21 protein-coding genes and 2 riboswitches are annotated in these 19,085 nt (G+C 55.2%); of the genes, 10 read left to right on the forward strand and 11 right to left on the reverse strand.

Translation table 11 applies throughout. From position 1 onward, the window contains the following. Positions 1–12: 12 nt before the first annotated feature. Positions 13–945, reverse strand: coding sequence for a ring-cleaving dioxygenase (locus KNP95_RS05255; RefSeq protein ID WP_214835859.1), 933 nt, complete (start codon positions 943–945; stop codon positions 13–15). Positions 946–1,064: 119 nt separating this feature from the next. On the opposite strand from KNP95_RS05255, the gene KNP95_RS05260 reads away from it, so the two are divergent. The 5 genes from KNP95_RS05260 to KNP95_RS05280 all read left to right on the forward strand — a co-directional run bounded on the left by KNP95_RS05260 (position 1,065) and on the right by KNP95_RS05280 (position 6,050). Next, positions 1,065–1,274 (forward strand): helix-turn-helix transcriptional regulator, encoded by a 210-nt coding sequence (locus KNP95_RS05260; RefSeq protein ID WP_021066034.1) that lies wholly within the window; start codon positions 1,065–1,067, stop codon positions 1,272–1,274. Beyond that, positions 1,271–1,735, forward strand: coding sequence for a hypothetical protein (locus KNP95_RS05265; protein ID WP_021066033.1), 465 nt, complete (start codon positions 1,271–1,273; stop codon positions 1,733–1,735). Before KNP95_RS05260 ends, KNP95_RS05265 begins: the two co-directional genes overlap by 4 nt. 133 nt (positions 1,736–1,868) lie before the next feature. Then, positions 1,869–3,197 (forward strand): MATE family efflux transporter, encoded by a 1,329-nt coding sequence (locus tag KNP95_RS05270; protein WP_214835862.1) that lies wholly within the window; start codon positions 1,869–1,871, stop codon positions 3,195–3,197. After that, positions 3,181–5,472, forward strand: a complete 2,292-nt coding sequence (gene gshAB / locus KNP95_RS05275; RefSeq protein ID WP_214835865.1) for a bifunctional glutamate--cysteine ligase GshA/glutathione synthetase GshB — start codon at positions 3,181–3,183, stop codon at positions 5,470–5,472. Before KNP95_RS05270 ends, gshAB begins: the two co-directional genes overlap by 17 nt. 77 nt (positions 5,473–5,549) lie before the next feature. After that, positions 5,550–6,050: an SRPBCC family protein gene (locus tag KNP95_RS05280; protein ID WP_214835868.1), complete on the forward strand. Its 501-nt coding sequence runs from the start codon at positions 5,550–5,552 to the stop codon at positions 6,048–6,050. 42 nt (positions 6,051–6,092) lie between these two features. Here KNP95_RS05280 and KNP95_RS05285 read toward each other — a convergent pair whose 3' ends face one another. From KNP95_RS05285 to KNP95_RS05300, 4 genes are read right to left on the reverse strand one after another with little or no spacing between them, the layout of a single operon-like run. Then, positions 6,093–6,464 carry a YidH family protein gene (locus KNP95_RS05285; protein ID WP_021066029.1) on the reverse strand — a complete coding sequence of 124 codons (372 nt, stop codon included), beginning with the start codon at positions 6,462–6,464 and terminating at the stop codon, positions 6,093–6,095. Between the two features lie 23 nt (positions 6,465–6,487). Then, the gene (locus KNP95_RS05290) at positions 6,488–7,546 is read right to left on the reverse strand and encodes a threonine aldolase family protein (protein WP_214835872.1); all 1,059 of its coding nucleotides are present in this window, start codon (positions 7,544–7,546) and stop codon (positions 6,488–6,490) included. Between the two features lie 50 nt (positions 7,547–7,596). Further along, complete coding sequence (locus KNP95_RS05295; protein ID WP_214802400.1) at positions 7,597–8,577, reverse strand: zinc-binding dehydrogenase; 981 nt, start codon at positions 8,575–8,577, stop codon at positions 7,597–7,599. Between the two features lie 2 nt (positions 8,578–8,579). Beyond that, a complete protein-coding gene (locus tag KNP95_RS05300; protein ID WP_214754523.1) occupies positions 8,580–9,071 on the reverse strand; it encodes a lactoylglutathione lyase family protein in 492 nt (163 codons plus the stop codon). Positions 9,072–9,188: 117 nt separating this feature from the next. Between KNP95_RS05300 and KNP95_RS05305 the strand changes: the two genes are divergently transcribed. Then, positions 9,189–9,494 (forward strand): winged helix-turn-helix transcriptional regulator, encoded by a 306-nt coding sequence (locus KNP95_RS05305; protein WP_138858700.1) that lies wholly within the window; start codon positions 9,189–9,191, stop codon positions 9,492–9,494. 28 nt (positions 9,495–9,522) lie between these two features. Here KNP95_RS05305 and KNP95_RS05310 read toward each other — a convergent pair whose 3' ends face one another. Next, complete coding sequence (locus KNP95_RS05310) at positions 9,523–9,903, reverse strand: VOC family protein (RefSeq protein ID WP_214788005.1); 381 nt, start codon at positions 9,901–9,903, stop codon at positions 9,523–9,525. A 79-nt stretch (positions 9,904–9,982) separates the two neighbouring features. Here KNP95_RS05310 and KNP95_RS05315 point away from each other — a divergent pair, with 79 nt between their 5' ends. Further along, positions 9,983–10,468 carry a GNAT family N-acetyltransferase gene (locus KNP95_RS05315; protein WP_214719184.1) on the forward strand — a complete coding sequence of 162 codons (486 nt, stop codon included), beginning with the start codon at positions 9,983–9,985 and terminating at the stop codon, positions 10,466–10,468. Positions 10,469–10,477: 9 nt separating this feature from the next. Here the strand turns inward: KNP95_RS05315 and KNP95_RS05320 are convergent, their stop codons facing one another. Genes KNP95_RS05320 through mtnK form a run of 5 tightly spaced genes read right to left on the reverse strand, consistent with a single transcriptional unit; the run spans position 10,478 to position 16,105 of the window. Continuing rightward, positions 10,478–11,479 carry an ABC transporter permease gene (locus KNP95_RS05320; RefSeq protein ID WP_214719182.1) on the reverse strand — a complete coding sequence of 334 codons (1,002 nt, stop codon included), beginning with the start codon at positions 11,477–11,479 and terminating at the stop codon, positions 10,478–10,480. 1 nt (position 11,480) lies between these two features. Further along, a complete protein-coding gene (locus tag KNP95_RS05325; RefSeq protein ID WP_214833980.1) occupies positions 11,481–12,854 on the reverse strand; it encodes a sugar ABC transporter ATP-binding protein in 1,374 nt (457 codons plus the stop codon). Further along, on the reverse strand, positions 12,854–13,930 hold the full coding sequence (locus KNP95_RS05330) for a sugar ABC transporter substrate-binding protein (RefSeq protein WP_214835875.1): 1,077 nt from the start codon (positions 13,928–13,930) through the stop codon (positions 12,854–12,856). The genes KNP95_RS05325 and KNP95_RS05330 overlap by 1 nt, the downstream gene beginning before the upstream one ends. After that, positions 13,923–14,957: an S-methyl-5-thioribose-1-phosphate isomerase gene (mtnA, locus tag KNP95_RS05335; RefSeq protein WP_214835878.1), complete on the reverse strand. Its 1,035-nt coding sequence runs from the start codon at positions 14,955–14,957 to the stop codon at positions 13,923–13,925. The genes KNP95_RS05330 and mtnA overlap by 8 nt, the downstream gene beginning before the upstream one ends. Next, the gene (gene mtnK, locus KNP95_RS05340; protein ID WP_214835881.1) at positions 14,954–16,105 is read right to left on the reverse strand and encodes an S-methyl-5-thioribose kinase; all 1,152 of its coding nucleotides are present in this window, start codon (positions 16,103–16,105) and stop codon (positions 14,954–14,956) included. Before mtnK ends, mtnA begins: the two co-directional genes overlap by 4 nt. An 81-nt stretch (positions 16,106–16,186) precedes the next feature. Further along, positions 16,187–16,289, reverse strand: a riboswitch (SAM riboswitch). Positions 16,290–16,494: 205 nt separating this feature from the next. Continuing rightward, positions 16,495–16,596, forward strand: a riboswitch (SAM riboswitch). A 69-nt stretch (positions 16,597–16,665) separates the two neighbouring features. Here mtnK and KNP95_RS05345 point away from each other — a divergent pair. Genes KNP95_RS05345 through KNP95_RS05355 form a run of 3 tightly spaced genes read left to right on the forward strand, consistent with a single transcriptional unit; the run spans position 16,666 to position 19,084 of the window. Further along, complete coding sequence (locus KNP95_RS05345; RefSeq protein WP_214835883.1) at positions 16,666–17,823, forward strand: 2,3-diketo-5-methylthiopentyl-1-phosphate enolase; 1,158 nt, start codon at positions 16,666–16,668, stop codon at positions 17,821–17,823. Beyond that, positions 17,820–18,470 carry a 2-hydroxy-3-keto-5-methylthiopentenyl-1-phosphate phosphatase gene (locus KNP95_RS05350; protein ID WP_214835886.1) on the forward strand — a complete coding sequence of 217 codons (651 nt, stop codon included), beginning with the start codon at positions 17,820–17,822 and terminating at the stop codon, positions 18,468–18,470. The genes KNP95_RS05345 and KNP95_RS05350 overlap by 4 nt, the downstream gene beginning before the upstream one ends. After that, positions 18,467–19,084 (forward strand): methylthioribulose 1-phosphate dehydratase, encoded by a 618-nt coding sequence (locus KNP95_RS05355; protein WP_128123584.1) that lies wholly within the window; start codon positions 18,467–18,469, stop codon positions 19,082–19,084. The genes KNP95_RS05350 and KNP95_RS05355 overlap by 4 nt, the downstream gene beginning before the upstream one ends. The last annotated feature ends 1 nt before the right edge of the window (position 19,085 follow it).

A 19,085-nucleotide genomic window follows, 5' to 3' on the forward strand; every position in this document is an offset into this window, starting at 1 on the left:
CGGGTTTGTCTGTTATAGCGGTTTTAATTTGGCCTCAATCTCGGCTCGTCGCGGCTCGAGAAACGGCGGCAGCGCCAAGCGTTCCCCGAGTGACTCGACCGGCTCATCCGTCGCAAATCCAGGGCCATCCGTCGCCAGTTCCACCAAAATCCCGCTCGGTTCGCGGAAATAAATCGATTTGAAATAATAACGGTCGATTAGGCCCGAATGACTGATACCGAAAGAATCGAGCCGCTCGACCCAACGCGCCATCTCGTCATCATCCTCGACGCGAATCGCGACGTGGTGGACACTGCCCCGGCCCGGCCGCTCCGACGGTAAATCGGGACGGTCGACGAGATGAATCTCTGTAGCCACACCCCCGTCGCCCGTCTCGAACACACGAACCGATTGCCCGTTCCGTTTGAACTCAGACGCGAAGCGATAACCGAGCACGTCCGTCAGTACGCGTTCCGTCTTCTCGATTCGCCGCACCGTCCACTCGCTGAACCCGAGGCCGAAGATGGCGACGTTTGCCGGTACCGTTCCGTTTTTCCACGGCGTCCCTGACCCGCCCTCGATGAGACAGAGCCGTTGCCCCTCCTCGTCCTCGAAATAAAGAGTCGGACGACCGAGCACATCCTCTAACGGAGCATGGAGTACACCGAATTCGGAAAATCGTTCCAGCCAGTACGACAATGCGCCGTTCGGCACCCGGAGCGCCGTCCGCGAGATGCTGCTCGACCCTTTATACGTTTGCCCGAGAAAAGGCAGCTCGAAGAACGTCAAATCCGTCCCCGGTGTCCCCGATTCATCTGCGTAAAACAAGTGATACATCGATGGATCGTCTTGGTTGACAGTCTTTTTGACGAGTCGCATCCCGAGTACCTCCGTATAGAATCGCAAGTTCTTCGACGCGTCCCCTGTCATCGCCGACACGTGATGTTGTCCTAAAATCGCCTTCATCCGACTTCTCCCCTTTCAACTTTGATTATATTGTACCATCCACAAATAAGTAAAGTTAGCTTTACATTAAGTAAAGTTTACTTTACACTAAGGATAGAAACAAGAAATGAGGTGGCGGCATGCCATTAATCAATCGCGTCAAAGAGTTGCGGGCCCGGCATCAATTGACCCAAGGCGACTTGGCGGCCAAAGTCGGTGTGACGAGACAGACGATCATCTCGCTCGAAAAAGGGAGCTACACGCCGTCGCTTCTGCTGGCGATGCAAATCGCCCGCGTGTTCGAGGAACCGGTCGAATCTATTTTCACAATCGAGGAGGAAACAAATTGAAACACGTCGTCATCCAATCCATCTCCAGCATCATCTTGTACGTCCTGATGGCATTTCTGTTCAGTTCGTTCTTGTCTGACGTGTCGACCGTCATCGAGACCGACCGATTTGAAATTGAGTTTAACTTATTGCCGCTCTTGCTGTTAGTCGGCTTCTTTATCATTTGGACAATCTATTCGTTCAAGACACGCCCGAACCAAAACTTAAGCTTTGGCCAATGGTCGGTCCGGATGACGGAATTTAGCGAAGTCGACGAACGCGAGCAGATCATCACGGCGAAAGCGACGAAAGCCGCCTACGTCTCGTTCGGGATTACTGTGCCGCTCCTCATGGCGTCATTCATGTTTTATCCGCTGTTCGAGAACGCGCTCCCCGCCTATCCGATTTACGCACTAGCCTCGACACTCATCATCTCGACACTCGTTTATATGACGACTTGGATCCGCGCCTATACCCATTAAGGAATTCACATCGAATTCCTTTTTTTGTGTCGATTTTTCGTCGAGTCGTTCCGTACGATTGCGAATTCAGTCACGTCGTGCTTATATATAACTAAACGGTTATATACTAAATGTATTGAAGGGGTCTTTCATCGTGAAAACCATCGATTTGACGACCGGTCAGGTTCAACGCGTCATCGTGGCGCTTGCCCTCCCGCTCGTCGGCAGTTCGCTTTTACAATTCACGTATAGTCTCGTCGATATGTTCTGGGTCGGTGCGCTCGGTAGCGACGCCGTCGCCAGCATCGGCGCGGCCAGCTTTTATATCATGCTCGGTCAGGCCATCCAATCGTTGATTGTGGTCGGCGCCGGCATCAAAGTGTCACAAGCCGTCGGACGGCGGGATCAGGCGTTGATTCAGCGCTACATCCGGGCTGGGAGGCGGATGAATCTTGGTCTCGGCCTGTTGTTCGTCACCGTCCTCGCCGCGTTCGGCCAGGCGCTTATCGGCTTTTTGAACATGGACGCACCGGCTGTCGAGCAGTTGGCGTACAGTTATTTGCTCGTCAGTGCACCGATGCTCATCTTCTCGTTTTTCAACTTGTTGTTCGCCCGACTGTTCAGCGCTTATGGCAATACGACGACGGCGATGCGCATCAACGCGACCGGGGTCACGCTCAATATGATTCTGTCGCCGCTCTTCATCTATCCACTCGGACTCGGCGTCGTCGGGGCCGGTCTGGCGACGCTCGTCGCGAACGTCGTCATGTTCGGCTTCTTCTGGCATCGGGCCCGCGTCTTGTTCGATTGGGAGGAGACGGTTGAACCGAATCGCACAGACTATAGAGAAATTCTTCGCCTCGGCTTCCCGATGGCGATCCAGCGCGTCTTGTTCACCGTCATCAGTATTTTCCTCGCCCGCATGATCGGTTCATACGGGACCGAGGCAATCGCGGCCCAGCGTATCGGGCTTCAAGTCGAGTCGATCGCCTATATGATGATCGGCGGATTGAACGGTGCCATCGCGAGTTACACGGGGCAAAATCTCGGCGCCCGCAAAGTGGACCGGGTCCATGAGGGGTATCGGGTGACGACGCGGCTCGGCATCTTGTATACCGGGTTGATCACACTCGTCTTCCTCTTCGTTCCAAACGTCCTGATCGGGCTGTTCGTCGATGACCCGACAACGATTGACATCGGTGCGAACTATTTACGGATCATCGGGATTTCGCTCATCTTCGCCTCACTTGAGATGATTGGGAACGGCTACTTCTCCGGACTCGGGCTACCGAAAATTCCGGCGACGATTTCCATTGTCTTCACCGTCGCCCGCATCCCGCTCGCGCTTGCCCTCGAGCCTTATCTTGGTATCGATGCCATCTGGTGGAGCATCGCCCTCTCGAGCATCATCAAAGGGCTCGTCTCTGCCCTCTATGTCCGACTAATGAAAAAGGAAGTGAGTTCCCTTGCAGAAGCAATTTAATCAACTAACTAAACAATTGTTGCACGGGCGCTTCGCCATCGAGCGTGAAATGCTCCGCGTGACACCCGATGGCACGCTCGCCGCTACGAAGCACCCGACAGCACTCGGAGACAAAGCGACGCACCCATATATTACGACCGACTTCTCGGAAAGTCAGATCGAACTAATCACCCCGACGTTTCTGACCGTCGAAGCGGCGCACAATTTCTTAGAAACACTGTACGACGTCACGGCACTGAACATCGGCGATGAACGGCTTTGGCCACAGTCGATGCCGTGCGCGCTTCCGGACGGCGGGGTCATCCCGCTCGCGGATTTCGGCAATTCAGGACTCGAGGCCGGCCGCTATCGGGAACACCTGCTCCAAAAATACGGGGCGAAGAAACAGCTCATCTCGGGCATCCATTTCAATTTCTCGTTCGCAGACGAGTTGATTGCCTCCCTTTATGAAGGATCACCCGAACGATACGACCGTTTCAAGGACGACCTGTATTTAAAACTCGTCCGCAACTATTTACGGACACGCTGGCTCGTCGTCTATCTGTTAGGCGGGACTCCGGCCGTCCACACGAGCTATGAAGAACGCTGCGTCAGTCAAATGCAGGCGCTCAGCGAAGATGTGTATTCAAATACGACGGCGTTATCGTACCGCAATAGTGACTGCGGCTACACGAATGTCGAGCCGCTCTATCCGGACTATTCAACGCTCTCGGACTATACCGCGAGCGTGCGCCGCTTCATCGCCCAAGGTGACATCGCCAACCCGAACGAGCTCTACTCTCCGATTCGGTTGAAGACGTCACGGGGCGGCAATGACTTGGAACGACTCGAGACGAACGGCATCGATTACATCGAGATTCGCAATATCGATTTGAACCCGTTCGAGAAGACCGGTATCGCCCTGTCCGATTTGAAGTTCTTGCACGTCTTCTTGCTCTACTTGACGTTGAAAGACGAGACACGATTTGTGGATTGGCAGGCCGAGGCGTTCCACAACCAACAACGCGTCGCGAAACAAGGTCTATCGCCAACACTCATGTTGTACCGCGATGGTGAGGCGGTGCCGCTCCAGACGTACGCTCGTGATTTGCTCGACGAGATTGAAGCGTTCAATGACCGATACACACTCGGGTTCGACGACGTCTTTGCCTCTGTCCGTAATCGGATCGACCATGTCGAGGCGACTTACGCGTCACGCCTCACCTCCGCCATGATGACGGACGGCTATACAAAGTGGTCGCTCCGACAAGCGGAACTATTCTATCAAGACGCCTACGCCAATCGGTTCCGGATGCACGGCTACACGGACATGGAGCTATCGACACAGATTTTGATGAAAGCAGCCCTGAAACGTGGGTATGCGGTCGATGTCATCGACCGTGATGACCAATTTCTACGCATCCGACACGGCAACCAGACCGAGTACGTCAAACAGGCAACGAAAACGTCGAAAGACAACTATGTGTCGGTACTCATGATGGAAAACAAGACGGTGACGAAACACGTGCTCGCCGAACATGGCATCCGTGTTCCGGGAGGAATCGAACTCCGCAGTGAAGCCGATTTACAGGACGCCTGGACTATGTTCGCGAATGAACCAATCGTCTTGAAACCAAAATCGACGAACTTCGGGATCGGCATTCACATCTTCAAGGACGGGACGACGTTCGAGGAGGCGCTCGAGGCGTTTCGTCACGCTCTTGCGTTTGACGACGTCGTCCTGCTCGAGACGTTCCTACCCGGGAAAGAATATCGTTTCCTCGTCATCGGTGACGAGGTCGCAGGCATTTTACACCGTGTCCCTGCGAACGTGACCGGGGACGGCGTATCGACGATTCGTGAACTCGTCGCCAAAAAGAATGAGGATCCGCTCCGCGGGAAAGGCTATAAGACACCGCTCGAAAAAATTGACATCGATGACATCGTCGTCGCGTTCCTGCGTCCACAAGGCAAGACGCCAGACAGGGTCCTCGCCGATGGCGAACTCGTCTTCCTTCGTGAGAACTCGAACATCAGCACGGGCGGTGACAGTATCGACTATACAGACCAGATTTCCGATTCATACAAACGGATCGCGGTCGAGTCAGCCCGAGCGATTGGCGCGACGATATGCGGCGTCGACATGATGATTCCGTCGCTCGCGCGTGAAGGTGATTACGGCATCATCGAGCTGAACTTCAATCCGGCCATCCATATCCACGCCTTCCCGTACGAAGGAAAGGAACGGCCAATCGGCGAGACCGTGCTCGATTTGTTATTTGACGGAAGAGGTTGAAGAGGTCCATGAATCGGGAATAGAGACTACATTGATTAGACAGATGTATCTTCTTTCTCGAGAAAGGGGTCTTTCTAATGGAAAAAGTGAAATCTCAAATCGAAGGCAAAACATTAGTCGTCGAACGCAGTTTTAACGCGCCGCGTGCGCTCGTGTTCGAGGCATTCTCAACACCGGCCCACCTCGAAGCATGGTGGGGACCGGCCGGATGGAAGACAGAGGTTCGTACGTTCGAGTTCGAAGCAGGTGGCACATGGCATTACAAAATGACGTGTGTCGACAAGAAGCAGGGTGACTATTACGGTATGGAGTCATGGGGGAAATCGACGTTCCTCGAAATCGATCCGCACCGAAAAATCGTCTATACGGACGCATTTTCGGACGCGGACGGACACGTCAATCCCGAACTTCCCGTCATGACGATCACGAACGAGTTTGTCGACATCCCGAACGGCACACTGTTCATCAGCCGCTCCGAATTCACGGACGCCGAGTCGCTCCAGCAAGTCGTCGAGATGGGGGCCGTCGAAGGCTTCTCTTCGCAACTCGAACGGCTCGACGCCATCATCTCTCGATAACAACAAGCACCGTCCCTCTCGAGGCACGGTGCTTGTTTGTCGTCAAAATAAAAAGTAACTGACAATCAAAATCAACGTGAAAATGAACACCATCCCGATGGCGAGCGCGACAAGGCTCATCTTCGCCGATTTGAACTGCTGAGAGTTGATCGTATGCACCTTTTTCAAATACGACCGGGTCCCGACGAGGATCGTCGCGATCCCAAAGATGATCGACAAGATGCCAATCGCCGTAATCAATTGGTGCTCGGCCCCGCTCAAATTTTCACTTCGATAGTAGTGGAAGTTCGTCACGAGAAAGCCGATTCCGATGACCGTGATGGCCGTCCGAATCCAGGCGAGGAACGTCCGCTCATTGGCGAGATGTTGCTGGATGTACTGCGAATCGACCGTCTTCTCTAAATCTAGTTTCACCGATATCCCTTCTTTCTAGCTCATCATTGCTCTAATTGTTCGAATAATCGATTGAGTTGATGTTCATCAATCTCTCCATACGCATCCCCGATACTGATCTCGGTCGAACAATAGTCGTCATGTGGTACGAGATAGCCCGTGACGCCGACCCCTGTCGTCTCTTGAACGGATTGAATCCGTGCCGCGACCGCTTCGTCGTCCCCTTCGAGATGAAGATGGAACATGTTCGTCACCGGGACTTCCGGTGTCGTCCACACTCCGTCGAGCGCATTGAAGCGGCGCGCCAGTTCCTTCGCCTGCTCGACATACGTCCCCATTCGGTCTTTCCGTAGCTCGTAGTAATAGTCAGCCGGGATGATGTACGGGTACAGTCCAATCAAATCACCGCCGTACCGCCGTTTCCATATTCTCGCCTCGTCACAGAACGGTTTAGGTCCTGCTAAGATGGCACCTGCAATACCGCCGATGCCTTTATAGAATGAGACGTAGACGCTATCGAACAACGCACATACTTCCTCCGCTGTCTTCTCATAATATGGGAGCGTCTCGAGGAGGCGCGCTCCATCTAGATGCAGACGAATCCCTCGCTCCTGGCACAAATGACTAATCGCCTCAAGTTCATCGAACGGTGGCAAATAGCCCCCGAGTTCCCGTTGCGGCAACTCGATCAATAGGCAGGCGATGTCGGGCAACGCCTGCACTTCCTCGAGCGTCATCAACCGCTTGTCATCTCCAATCAAGATTGGCTCAAGGTGATGCAGCTCCTTCAATCCGTCCTGCTCATGAATCTCCAAGTGACAGAGCGGATGATAGGCGACGTTTCGATTTCCGGTCTCGTCCGCCCAAATCCGTAAGGCGATTTGTTGTGCCATCGTGCCGCTCGGGAAGAAAATCGCATCCTCCATACCCAGTTCTTGCGCCATTTTTTGCTCGAACCGCATGATGACCTCGCCCGTCCCATAGTGGTCGCTCACCTGATTCGAGTCGACCTCAGCGAACGCCTGTTGCAAGACGCCGACAGTTCGTTTCCCGTGACCGCTCAGTTGATGCGACGTCTGTTGATACGATGTGCGTAAATCCATGTCATCCCCTCCACAACAAGCCCCCTGTCCGTAGACAGGAGGCTCTCAAGTTAGTCGCGCATGCGGACGATTAATTTGCCGCGCACTTTGCGTGTTTGTAGCTGTTCCAAACCATCTTTTAATCGTTCGAACGGCAAGACGTCCGTGACGAGGTCGTTCAATTCATCCGCCTCGAGCAGCTTCATCATCTCTTCGGCCATATAGGACAAGTTACGGATGGCCCGCTCGTTCTCACTCGCATGGGCCGCACCGAGGGCGACTTCATGAATCGAAGGCGACAGCGTGAACCCTTTCATGTTCGACATGTCAGGTGGACCGGCGATATAAGCGAGCTGTCCGCTGAATGCGAGTCGATCCAAATCGGCCGTCGCCACGTCGCGTCCGACCGTGTTCAAAATCAAGTCGACACCGCGACCGTCTGTCAGTTCCATGATTTTCTCCGTCACATCCTCGACGTTGTAGTCGATGGCGACATCGGCACCGAGCGATGTGACCCAGTCAAAGTTTTCCGGCGATGCGGTTGTGAACACTTTGAGCCCAAGTTTTTTGGCAAGTTGAATCGCGTAACCACCGACTCCGCCCGCTCCGGCGTGGACGAGAATCGTCTCTTTGTCGCGTGTGTTCAACTTCTGCATAATGGCCTCATACGCTGTCATGCCGGCACAGAGGATGGCCGCAGCGGCCTCGTCGCTCACTTCCGGCGGGACGACGGCGCAAGCACGCGCATCGACGACCGCATACTCGGCGAAGCCGCCGTTGTTTCCAAGACTCGTGTGGACGGCGACACGTGAACCGGTAATGATATTGGCGATGCTCGAACCGACTTCGACGACTTCCCCGACCAGGTCGACGCCGAGAATGTGTGGATAGGACCAGTTCGGGTTACCGTTCGTGCCGACTTTATAGTCGACCGGGTTCAAGGCGACCGCTTCGACTTTGATGAGCAGTTCGCCCGCATCTGGTGTCGGTCGCTCCACCTCACCGATGTGCAGATGTTCTAATCCAGGTTGATCAAGTAGCCAAGCCTTCATGCTCAATACGCTCCTTCCGAATACGTCAGTTCATAGGAATGCGAGTAGATTTCGACGAGGTTGCCGAACGGGTCTTCACAATACACCATCCGGTACGGTTTATCGCCCGGGTAATATTCCCGGATTGGCATCCGTTGTTTTCCGCCATGGGCGACGATTTTCTCAACGAGCCCTTCGATGTCCGGGTCTTGAACACAATAGTGGAAAATACCCGTCTTCCAAAACTCGAAATTATTCTCCGGCTTCTCATTGTTTGGGAACTCGAACAGCTCGATGCCAATCTTATCACCCGTCGACATGTGGGCGATTCTGAAGCTGCCCCAGCCCGGTCCGAATACGTCCGTGCACATGACACCGATCGGCGAGTCGTCCTCGACGACGTCCGATGGTTGCATGATGGTGTACCAGCCCATCACGTCCTCATAAAATTTGACTGCTTCTGCCACACTCGGGACCGATAGTCCGATATGTGAGAATGTACGTGGATATGTCACTGTCATCCGCTCCTTTTTGTTTGCTCAATTTGATGGATAACGATACGATACCTTCATCGAAGCAATAAAAAAAGTACGCACATTCAAGTAACTACCCGAAAGCGAGGCGAATTGAACATGACGACCCCGTTCCCCGTCAATAAGGCGCTCGACATCATCGGCGGTAAATGGCGGCCTCAAGTGTACTGTACGCTCGAGAACGGCCCGCGCCGCTTTTCTGAGATTCAACGCGCCATCCCTGACGTCAGCCGCAAGGTGTTGACCGATCAACTGCGCGAGCTCGAACAGCTCGGTATGGTCCGCCGCATCGACTATTCGACCGAGAAACAGCTTCACGTCGAATACTCGCTCACCGAGGACGCACTCAGCCTGCAACCAGCCATGAAGGCGCTCTGCTCTTGGGGCGAGACACATGACGAATAAACCCGCGCCGAATCCGGCGCGGGTTTTGTCATGCGGCGAATAGACTGATGAGGTTTCCATCCGGGTCGATGACGATGGCGTAACGTTGTCCCCAAAACGCATCCCACGGTTCGCGATGTGAGGCATAGCCGTGCCCGACAATCGCTTCATAGCACGCATCCAGTTCATCCCGACTGTCGCACAAGAAGGCGAGTTCGATCCGGTGCCCCGTCGCCGGTTTCCATTCCCCATACACCGATTCGGCCACTTCGACCGTATCGAAGGCGAGCCGGACACCGCCGTCATCGACCTCGACGTGCGCTTCCCCATCCATCGCATCCGAGATCGACAGGCCGAGCAAACGGTAAAAATCGAGCGCCCGTTTCATGTCTTCGACGACGATGCCAATCATATCTAGCTTGATTCCCATGTGATCACCTCATTTTCCAAGTTGGTGGTGCTATGATGAGTGTAGCACTACATCCTGCTCGTGAAACGAGGAAATTCAAATGACCCATCAATTCGCTGTCCTGACCCAGCCACAGGCGGAAACAATCGCCTACACATGGCACTACGAAGGCGATTATGCGTTTTACAATATGGCGGCCGACAAAGACGATTTAGCCGAATTTTTAGACGTCGAACAGCGCGGACAGTCGGTGTTCGCCATCACGTCTGACGGTGCACTCGTCGGGTTCGTGAGCGTCGCGCAAACGGATGCTGAAACGGTCGATATCGGTCTCGGCATGAAGCCCGATTTGACCGGGAACGGGAGCGGACGAGCGTTCGTCACATCGATTCTCGACTTCGTCAAAGCGACTTACTCATCGCATCGCATCACCTTGTCCGTCGCCGCCTTCAACGTGCGGGCGATCCGTGTCTATGAGACGTGCGGGTTCAAGCAGACCGGTTCGTTTCAACAACCGACGAACGGGAGCACGTTCGATTTTATTCAGATGGAACGTCAAGAAAGTCCTCAGAACCAACCGTTCTGAGGACTTTTCCTATGTGAGCTGTTTCTTTTGGATGTATGACAAGCCGAGCGCCGCAATCAAAATTGTGCCTTTGACGATGTCTTGGGCGTAATACGGCACGTCCCACATCGTCAGTCCGTTCAACAAAATCCCAATCAAGACGGCACCAATCAACGTGCCGACGACGTTCGGTCGTCCGGTCCCGAAGACGGCGTAACCGATATAAGCGGCCGCGACGGCGTCCATGAGGAGCGGTGCTCCGGCCGATACTTGTCCGGTACCGATGCGCGACGCCAAGATGATGCCGCCGATGGCTGCGAACAGACCACTCAACACATACGCGTACAGCTTGATGCGCGTGACGGCGATGCCGGAGCGGCGGGCCGCCTCGACGTTCGAGCCGACGTAATAAAATTCGCGTCCTGTCTTCGAATACGTCAAAAATAGATGCGCCCCGGCGAAGAAGAGAATCATCAAGATGGCGACGAACGGGACAGGTCCGATTGAACCTTGGCCGATGAAGAGGAACGACGGGATAAAACGTCCCGGTGCCGTCCCTCCTTCAATCGGCATGTTGTCGTAGATTGAAAAACCTTTCGTATACGTCAATTGGACCCCGTTGATGACGTACATGATGGCGAGCGTCGCGAGCAAATCCGGTAACCGGAACTTGATTGTCACGAGCGCGTTCAACAGCCCGACGAGCACACCGAGCGCAATCGGGACGAGCAGGGCGACGAGCAGTTCTTGACTATGTAACACGAGGCTCGATGCCGCCCCGATTGTTGCGAGGCTCGCCGTCGAGCCGACCGATAAGTCGAATCCGCCGACGATGAGCGAGAATGTCACCCCGAGGGCGAGCAGGGAGACGATCGATACGGATTTGATGATGTCGCTAAAGTTCGCGTACGTCAAAAACTGGTCGTTCGTCACACCGAAGACGGCGATGAGTGCGAGAATCGCGAACAGCGTTCCGTATTGACCGATGCCACTGAAACGTTTCGTGCGTTGTTTGATGACGAGTTGGGCCATGTTAGACGCCTCCTTTCTGTTGCCAACGGCCGCGGTCGAGCCAGAGCGTCCGGTTGGCGACCAATTCTAATTCATGCGGTTCGCTCGATGTGAAGATGACGGTCTTCCCGTCTTTGGCAAGGCGGGTGACGAGTTCATAAATGTCCCGTTTCGCCGTCACGTCGACACCTTTCGTTGGTTCGTCGAGCAGATAGACGTCCCGGTCCTCGAGGAGCCATTTGCTGAGGACGATTTTTTGTTGATTCCCGCCGCTCAATTCTCGGACCGGTTGCCCGACCTGGTCGTATTTCACTCGCAGCGAGGCCAATACGCGTGTGATCGCGTTCGCCTTCCCTTCAATCGCGAGGACGTTTCGTTCAATCGAATCGTCGAGGAAAAGCCCCTGTTTCCGGCGTTCTTCTGGTACGAGGGCAAATCCGGACCGGACCGCCTGACGCGGTTCACGAATCTTGAGCGGTTTCCCGTCCAACGTCACTTGTTGTTCGACACCGGAGAGACCGAATAGCGCCTCGATCAACTCCGTCTTCCCGCTCCCGGTGACGCCGCCAATGCCGACGACTTCGCCTTTATATGCCGTGAACGACAACTCGGTTCCGAACGTCGGTAACGTGAGGTCGGCTTGAATCCGTATCTCGGTTTCCGGAACGGCTTTCTCTAACGCTTCTGCCATGTCGGATCCGCTCAAATACGTATGTATATCCCGTTCTGACAATGCCTGAAATGGCCCTTCGTAAGCGATGCGCCCATCCCGGAGGAACGTCGTCGTCGTGGTGACGCGCGACAGTTCATCTGACCGGTGAGTGATGAGAAGAATGCCGACGCCTTCTTCTGCGAGCGATTGCAATAACGTAAGCAGTGCTGCCGCGTCATCTGTCGACAGTGCGGCCGTCGGTTCGTCGAGCAAGAGGTAAGCCGCATCACTCGCGAGCGCCCGGGCAATCAAGACACGTTGTTTGACACTGAGCGGGAAACGCCCGACCGGTTCGGTCACGTCAATCTGTAATCCGACGCGTTCCAAATAGACAGCTGCTCGCTGTTTTAGTTCGCGAGGACGAATCCGTTCGACCGCCTGCCACGGCACGACGTTCTCATAGATCGGTAAATCGAGATAGAGAGCGTCATCGACTTCTTGCGACACCGTGATGACCCCGCGGCGAATCGCCTCGGCCGGTGTGAGTGTGACCGCCGTCTCGTCGAGCTCGACCGTCCCAGACGTCGGGATGATGGCGCCACTCAACAGCTTGACGAGCGTGCTTTTTCCGGCCCCGTTCAACCCGAGCAAGCCATGAATCTCGCCACGGCGGAGCGTAAAACTGACATCGTCGAGCACCGTCACGTCGCCATAACGTTTCGTGACACGTTCGAGCCGTAACATCAGTCCGTCCCCTTCATCCAGTCCGACCAGGCCGCGTCTGATGCGCCCCAGTTCGGGACGTATTGGCCGAGGTCGTCCATCGTCACTTTCTCGTCCGGCAAGACGTCACGGTCGACGAGATATGGGTCGACCGAATGAATCGACGGCGTCTTTTCACCCGCTAATTTTTGATACGCGTAACGGACTTGGATGCGTCCGATTTCAGCCGGGTCGGTCGCCGCCGTCACTTTCCACGGGCTGCCGTCCTCTTGCATGAGTTGCAGGTCTTCGTCACTCAAATCGATGCCATAGACTGCGATTTCATCACGTCCGGCCTGTTTGATGGCACGGCTCGCTCCTTTGGCGAACTCGTCCCACATCGCGAATACGGCATCAATCTCGCCTTCCGGATACTTCTTCAAAATCGCTTCCATCTGGCTCTGTGTATCGAGCGCCGTATTATTCGTCGCCGAACCGAACTTGGCGACTTCCGTAATGCCTGGGTAGCGTTTCAAGAACGCATCATAAATCGTGTGGCGTCGTTCCATCGGTGTGAAGCCGCCGACCCAAATCGTGACGATGGTGCCTTCACCGTCCAAATCTTCGGCGAGTGCCTTGAGCGAACGCCAGGCGAGCGAATAGTCGTCCTGGTCGATGACCGTCACGCCTTCGTTCGTCAAATCGTTGTCGAACGCGACTACTTTGATGCCTTTGTCGAGTGCACGTTGGACCGGTTCTTTCAACGCATCGGCGCGGCCATGGTCAATCAAGATGACATCGACGCCTTGCGTCGTCGCCGTGTCGACGTAGCTCGCCATCTTCGACAGATCGTTGTCGGCGTTGTACACTTTCACGTTGCCGCCGAACGATTCGACCTGTTCCGTCACCCCATTGATATACTGCGACGAGAACGTGCCAATCGACATCTGCATGATGAGGGCGACATCGATATCTTTCGGCAACGTCCCGTTCGATACCGAGACGGGTTTCGTCTCTGCCGTCTTCTCGGCCGGCTTCGATGGGGCCGCTTGCTCGTTCGTGCAACCGACGAGCGCCAAGACGAATGTGAATAACAAAATCAATAGTTTTTTAGACATGAATCGTTCCCCCTACATGATGTGTGATGGCGGCCTCTGTCGGTTCGAACACACCCGCCTCGGTGATGAGTCCGGTGATGAGGTCCGGTGTGGTGACGTCGAACGCCGGATTGAAGACGGTGATGCCGACGGGTGCCGTCGGTTGACCGCCGATATGTGTCACTTCTGACGGGTTCCGCTCCTCGATTTCAATCGTGTCATCCGCCGTCAAATCGAACGTCGAATGCGGCGCCGCGACGTAGAACGGAATGCCGTAATGTTTGGCAAGGACGGCGAGCTGCAACGTCCCGATTTTATTGGCGACGTGACCCGTCCGTGTGATACGGTCGGCTCCAACGATGATGGCGTCGACTCGTTTTGACTGAATCGTCCAAGCCGCCATATTGTCTGTGATGAGCGTCACGTCGATATCGGCCCGGTCGAGTTCCCAGACAGTGAGGCGTGCCCCTTGCAGGAGCGGCCGCGTCTCACAGGCGAAGACGTTGAAAGATACGCCCTGTTCTTTTCCGACGTAAAACGGCGCGAGCGCCGTGCCGTATCGCGATGTCGCGATGGCACCGGCGTTGCAAATCGTCAACACGTTCCCTCCGGCCGGCAACACCGTCAGTGCATGCTCGCCGATGGCCCGATACGTATCGACGTCCCGGTCGTACAAAGCGATGGCGCGCCGTTTGATTTCCTCGGCAATCGCCTCAAAGTCGTCCCCGACATTTAAATCAAGGAGCGATTCAATCACGTTTTGCAAATTGACCGCTGTCGGCCGGGTCGCAATCAAGCGGCGTCCGACGAGGTCGAGCCGACGCGTGAAGTCCGGGTCATCGACTAACCGTCCCGCCTCTTTGGCGAGAACGAACGCCCCGAAGTAAGCGATGGCCGGTGCGCCGCGGACTTGGAGCGTCTCGATGGCATGTTCGGCCTGTTCAAGCGTCTCGATTGTCACGTAACGCTCTTCGTGCGGCAACAACGTCTGATCCAATACGATGAGTTCGTCCGTTTGCGAATTAAAGCGGATGTTTTGGACCGTCATACGCGCACCCCCGACAAAAGCGTCACCAAGTCGTCAATCGATTCGACGCTGTGGCGTTCTTTGATGAGCGCCGTCCCGAGGGCAAGCGCGTCACGTTTTCGTTCGAGCCGCGTCGCTTCCGGCAACGTCTCGAGATCGGCGACACCGGCGAGTCCGACGGCACGGCGAATGAGTTCGCAACCGGCGTAGCCGATCGTGTCGCTGAAGATCGTCCGCAACAACTCGTCGACAAAACCGTCCGTGTTGAACGGTTCGACGGCGCGCTCAAAGTTGGCCCGGAACGTCTTCTCAAACGTCTCCCACACCGTCAAGACGTCTGTGAAACGTTCGAAGCGTTTGAACGGGTCATAGAACGTCGACAGCGTCAAATGGGCGATGATTTGGCCCAGGTCGAAGCCGAACGGTCCGTAAAATGCGAACTCTGGATCGATGATTTTCGTCTCTTGTTGGGTCGCGAAGATGCTGCCTGTATGTAGGTCACCGTGCAGAAGCGCCTCATGTTTCGTGACAAATCCGACTTTCAGTTTCGTCACCTCGACCTTGAGCGCCTGGTCTTGCCAGAGGCGTTCGACATCTTCTCGAAGCGCCGCCTCGATGTTGTTCGACTCCGCGTCTTTGAACGGGTCGGTGAAGATGAGCTTCTCGGTGATGTCACACAGTTCCGGGTTGTAATAGTCACGTTCAATCCGCTTCTTCGCGATCGGGCCGGCCGCATAATCCGACGTCGCGAACAGCGTCTCGCCTAAAAATTCACCGACATGACGCGCGAGTTCCGGATAGCTCTCCCCTTTCAAATAACCGATGCGGACAATCTCATAATCAGACAGATCTTCTAAAATCGTGTAGGCGAGCGTCCGGTCGCTACCGAGGACGTCCGGGACGAAACGCGGCGCCACGTTCGCAAACTCACGGAGTGCCAACTGTTCAATCCATGCCCGTTCGAGTGTAAGCGGCCAGCTCTCGCCGACAACTTTGGCGTATGGGAGCGCCTGTTTGACGATTAGGCGCTGTTCGCCTTGGCGAATCCGAAACACGAGATTCAAATTGCCGTCCCCGATTTCCTCACACTCGGCGATTCCGTCTTGCAAGTATCCTAATTGACGGACGTGCTCGACGACAGACTGTTCTGTAAATGGTTGATATGACATGATGTTTTCCCCTTCCTGTACGTTGCCCACAAAAAAAGCCCCTTTCTCCGCGAGAAAGAGGCACAGCCAAAATGGTTGTTCCTCTCATCTGTCAGACATTCGTCTGGTGGATGTAGCACCGTGCCTAATGGTCGGTTGCTGCGGCGTCATCGGGCCAATTCCCTCTGCCAACTCGCGATAAGAGTGGTTTATTCGATTCGGTGAACTTATGTGATGAATATTACGGACTCGACGTCACAATTGTCAACGTCCTTTTCTCCGTGCCACTCGTCTTTTTTTTGTGCATATATGGAAACAACTTCCCAAAATATTTTTTTTGGAAAAAAAGGAATTGACGACGTGACGAATCTGTGTAAAAATTCAATTAAATTTCACAACTTCAAATCACATTCTTATCAAGAGCAGACGGAGGGACGAGCCCGATGATGTCGCAGCAACCGACCAGAGATGGCACGGTGCTAATTCTTGCAGCGAAAGCTGAGAGATAAGAGTTCATTTTTTATGATGACCTCTTGCCTCGGCATGGGGTCATTTTTTGTTTGCCTGGAAGGAGGAACCATATGAGTATCACTGCCACATATGAAATCAAACGGACGGATGCGGTCGCAAGCATTGCCGACAAAATCGCCCTCGAGCTGACCGTCGGCACATGGACCGAGCTGCGTCATTTAGAGCAAGAGCAGTTACAGGCGTACCGGGGTGAGGTCGTATCGACCACCCATACGGAGACGACGAGCCGGTTCACGATCCGCTATCCGTTACATAATGTCAGCCCTGACTTTTCATCCATCTTGACGACGACGTTCGGGAAACTATCCCTCGACGATTCGATTCGGTTAACCGATTTGACGTTGCCCGAAACGCTCGCCCCTCATTTCAAAGGCGCCAAGTTCGGCGTCGACGGGATTCGCGAGTTGCTCGGTGTCCATGACCGTCCGCTCGTCATGAGCATCTTCAAAGGCGTCATCGGGCGTGACCTCGCGTTTCTCGAGCAGCAACTCCGCGATCAGTTCGCCGGCGGCATCGATATCGTCAAAGACGACGAGATTTTATACGACAATCCGCTCACGCCGTCGCTCGAACGGGCCCGGATCGGAGCGGCCGTCATTCAAGCGCACTTTGAGGCGACCGGGAAGCGTGTCCTCTACGCCATCACGCTGAGCGGCCCTGTGTTCGGTCTTCGCGACCAGGCGCTCCGGCTGATCGAGGCCGGTGCGACGGCGCTCCTATTCAACGTCTATACGTACGGTCTTGACGCACTGCGCGAACTTGCGAACGACCCAGACATCCGTGTGCCGATTTTGGCCCACCCGGCCTTTGCCGGCGCCTTGACCGGGTCCATCAGTCATTCGCTCTTACTCGGTAAACTCCCACGTCTCGCCGGGGCCGATTTGACGCTCTTCCCGTCTCCGTACGGTTCGCTCGCGACACCACGGGACGAGGCGTTCGCGATTCGTGACTTGAGCGCCGAACCGCATTGGTCGAAACCAATTTTACCGGTCCCGTCAGCTGGGATTCATCCGGGGCTTGTCGCCGATATCATTCGTGATTTCGGGACAGATGTCGTCATCAACGCCGGCGGTGGCATTCATGGTCACCCGGACGGTGCAGCCGCCGGGGCCCGTGCTTTCCGCCAAGCCATCACTCACGTCCTCGGTCACACCGAAGGACAGACGGACGAACTCGATACCGCGTTAAAGGCGTGGGCGTCGCGATGACGATCCATATCCTGTGCGACTTCGACGGGACGATCACGGCGGAAGACAATATCATCGCCTTGATGAAAGCGTTCGCCCCGCCGGCTTGGGTCGAGTTGAAAGATGCGGTCCTCGAACAACGGATTTCAATCCGCTCCGGCGTCGGTCAACTGTTTCAACTATTGCCGAGCGCGGCTGCCCGGGCTTACCGTGATTATTTGTTGGAGCGGATCACGCTCCGCCAAGGGTTCCCGGCATTTTTAGAACAAGTTCGGGCCCACGGCTGGAAGTTTGACGTCGTCAGCGGCGGGATGGACTTTTTCGTCCATCCAATTTTAGCAGGCCACGTCGACCCCGAGCATATCTACTGCAACGTCGCCGACTTCTCTGCTGAGACGGTAACCGTCACGTGGTCGCACGCTTGCGACGAACAGTGCACGAACGATTGCGGCTGTTGCAAGCCGACGCTCGCTCGCCGCATCGTCAATCCCGCCGACCGCTTAATCGTCATCGGCGACTCGGTGACCGACTTCGAGGTCGCGAAGCGTGCCGACTTCGTCTACGCCCGAGGTCAACTCATCACGCTCTGCGAAGACGCAGGCATCCGTTACGCCCCGTTCGAGACGTTTGACGACATCACCCATCACTTGAAGGAGGTGGCCGTATGAGCCTTACGGCACGTTGGCTTGAACTGGCCGAGATTAAAGACGAACTCGCCGCCCGCGACTGGTTCCCCGGAACGAGTGGGAATTTGGCGATTCGCGTCTCTGACGACCCGCTCGAATTTCTCGTCACGGCGAGTGGACGCGATAAACGGAAACGAACGCCAGACGACTTTGTTCATGTCGATGCGGGCGGACGCTTAATCGGCGAACAGACAGGAAAACCATCCGCCGAGACGCTGCTACATGTCGAAGTGTTCAATCGGACGGATGCGACGTGTTCGCTCCATGTCCATACGGTCGACAATAATGTCATCTCCGAGCTCCATGCCGCCACCGGCGAAGTCGTCTTCACCGGTCAAGAAATCATCAAAGCGCTCGGCTTCTGGGACGAGGATGCGGTCGTCCGCGTACCGATTATCGAGAACCATGCGGACATTCCGACTCTTGCGGCCGCTTTCGCCCCTCACATTCACGCAAACGCCGGTGCCGTCCTCATTCGCAATCACGGCATCACCGTCTGGGGCGAGACCCCGGCCGCGGCCAAACGCTATTTAGAGGCTTACGAGTTCTTGTTCAGCTATACATTAAAACTACGCGCCCTAGGCGTCCATTCATAAG

The organism is Exiguobacterium sp. s36 (genome assembly GCF_018618345.1).
GTDB lineage: Bacteria > Bacillota > Bacilli > Exiguobacteriales > Exiguobacteriaceae > Exiguobacterium > Exiguobacterium chiriqhucha.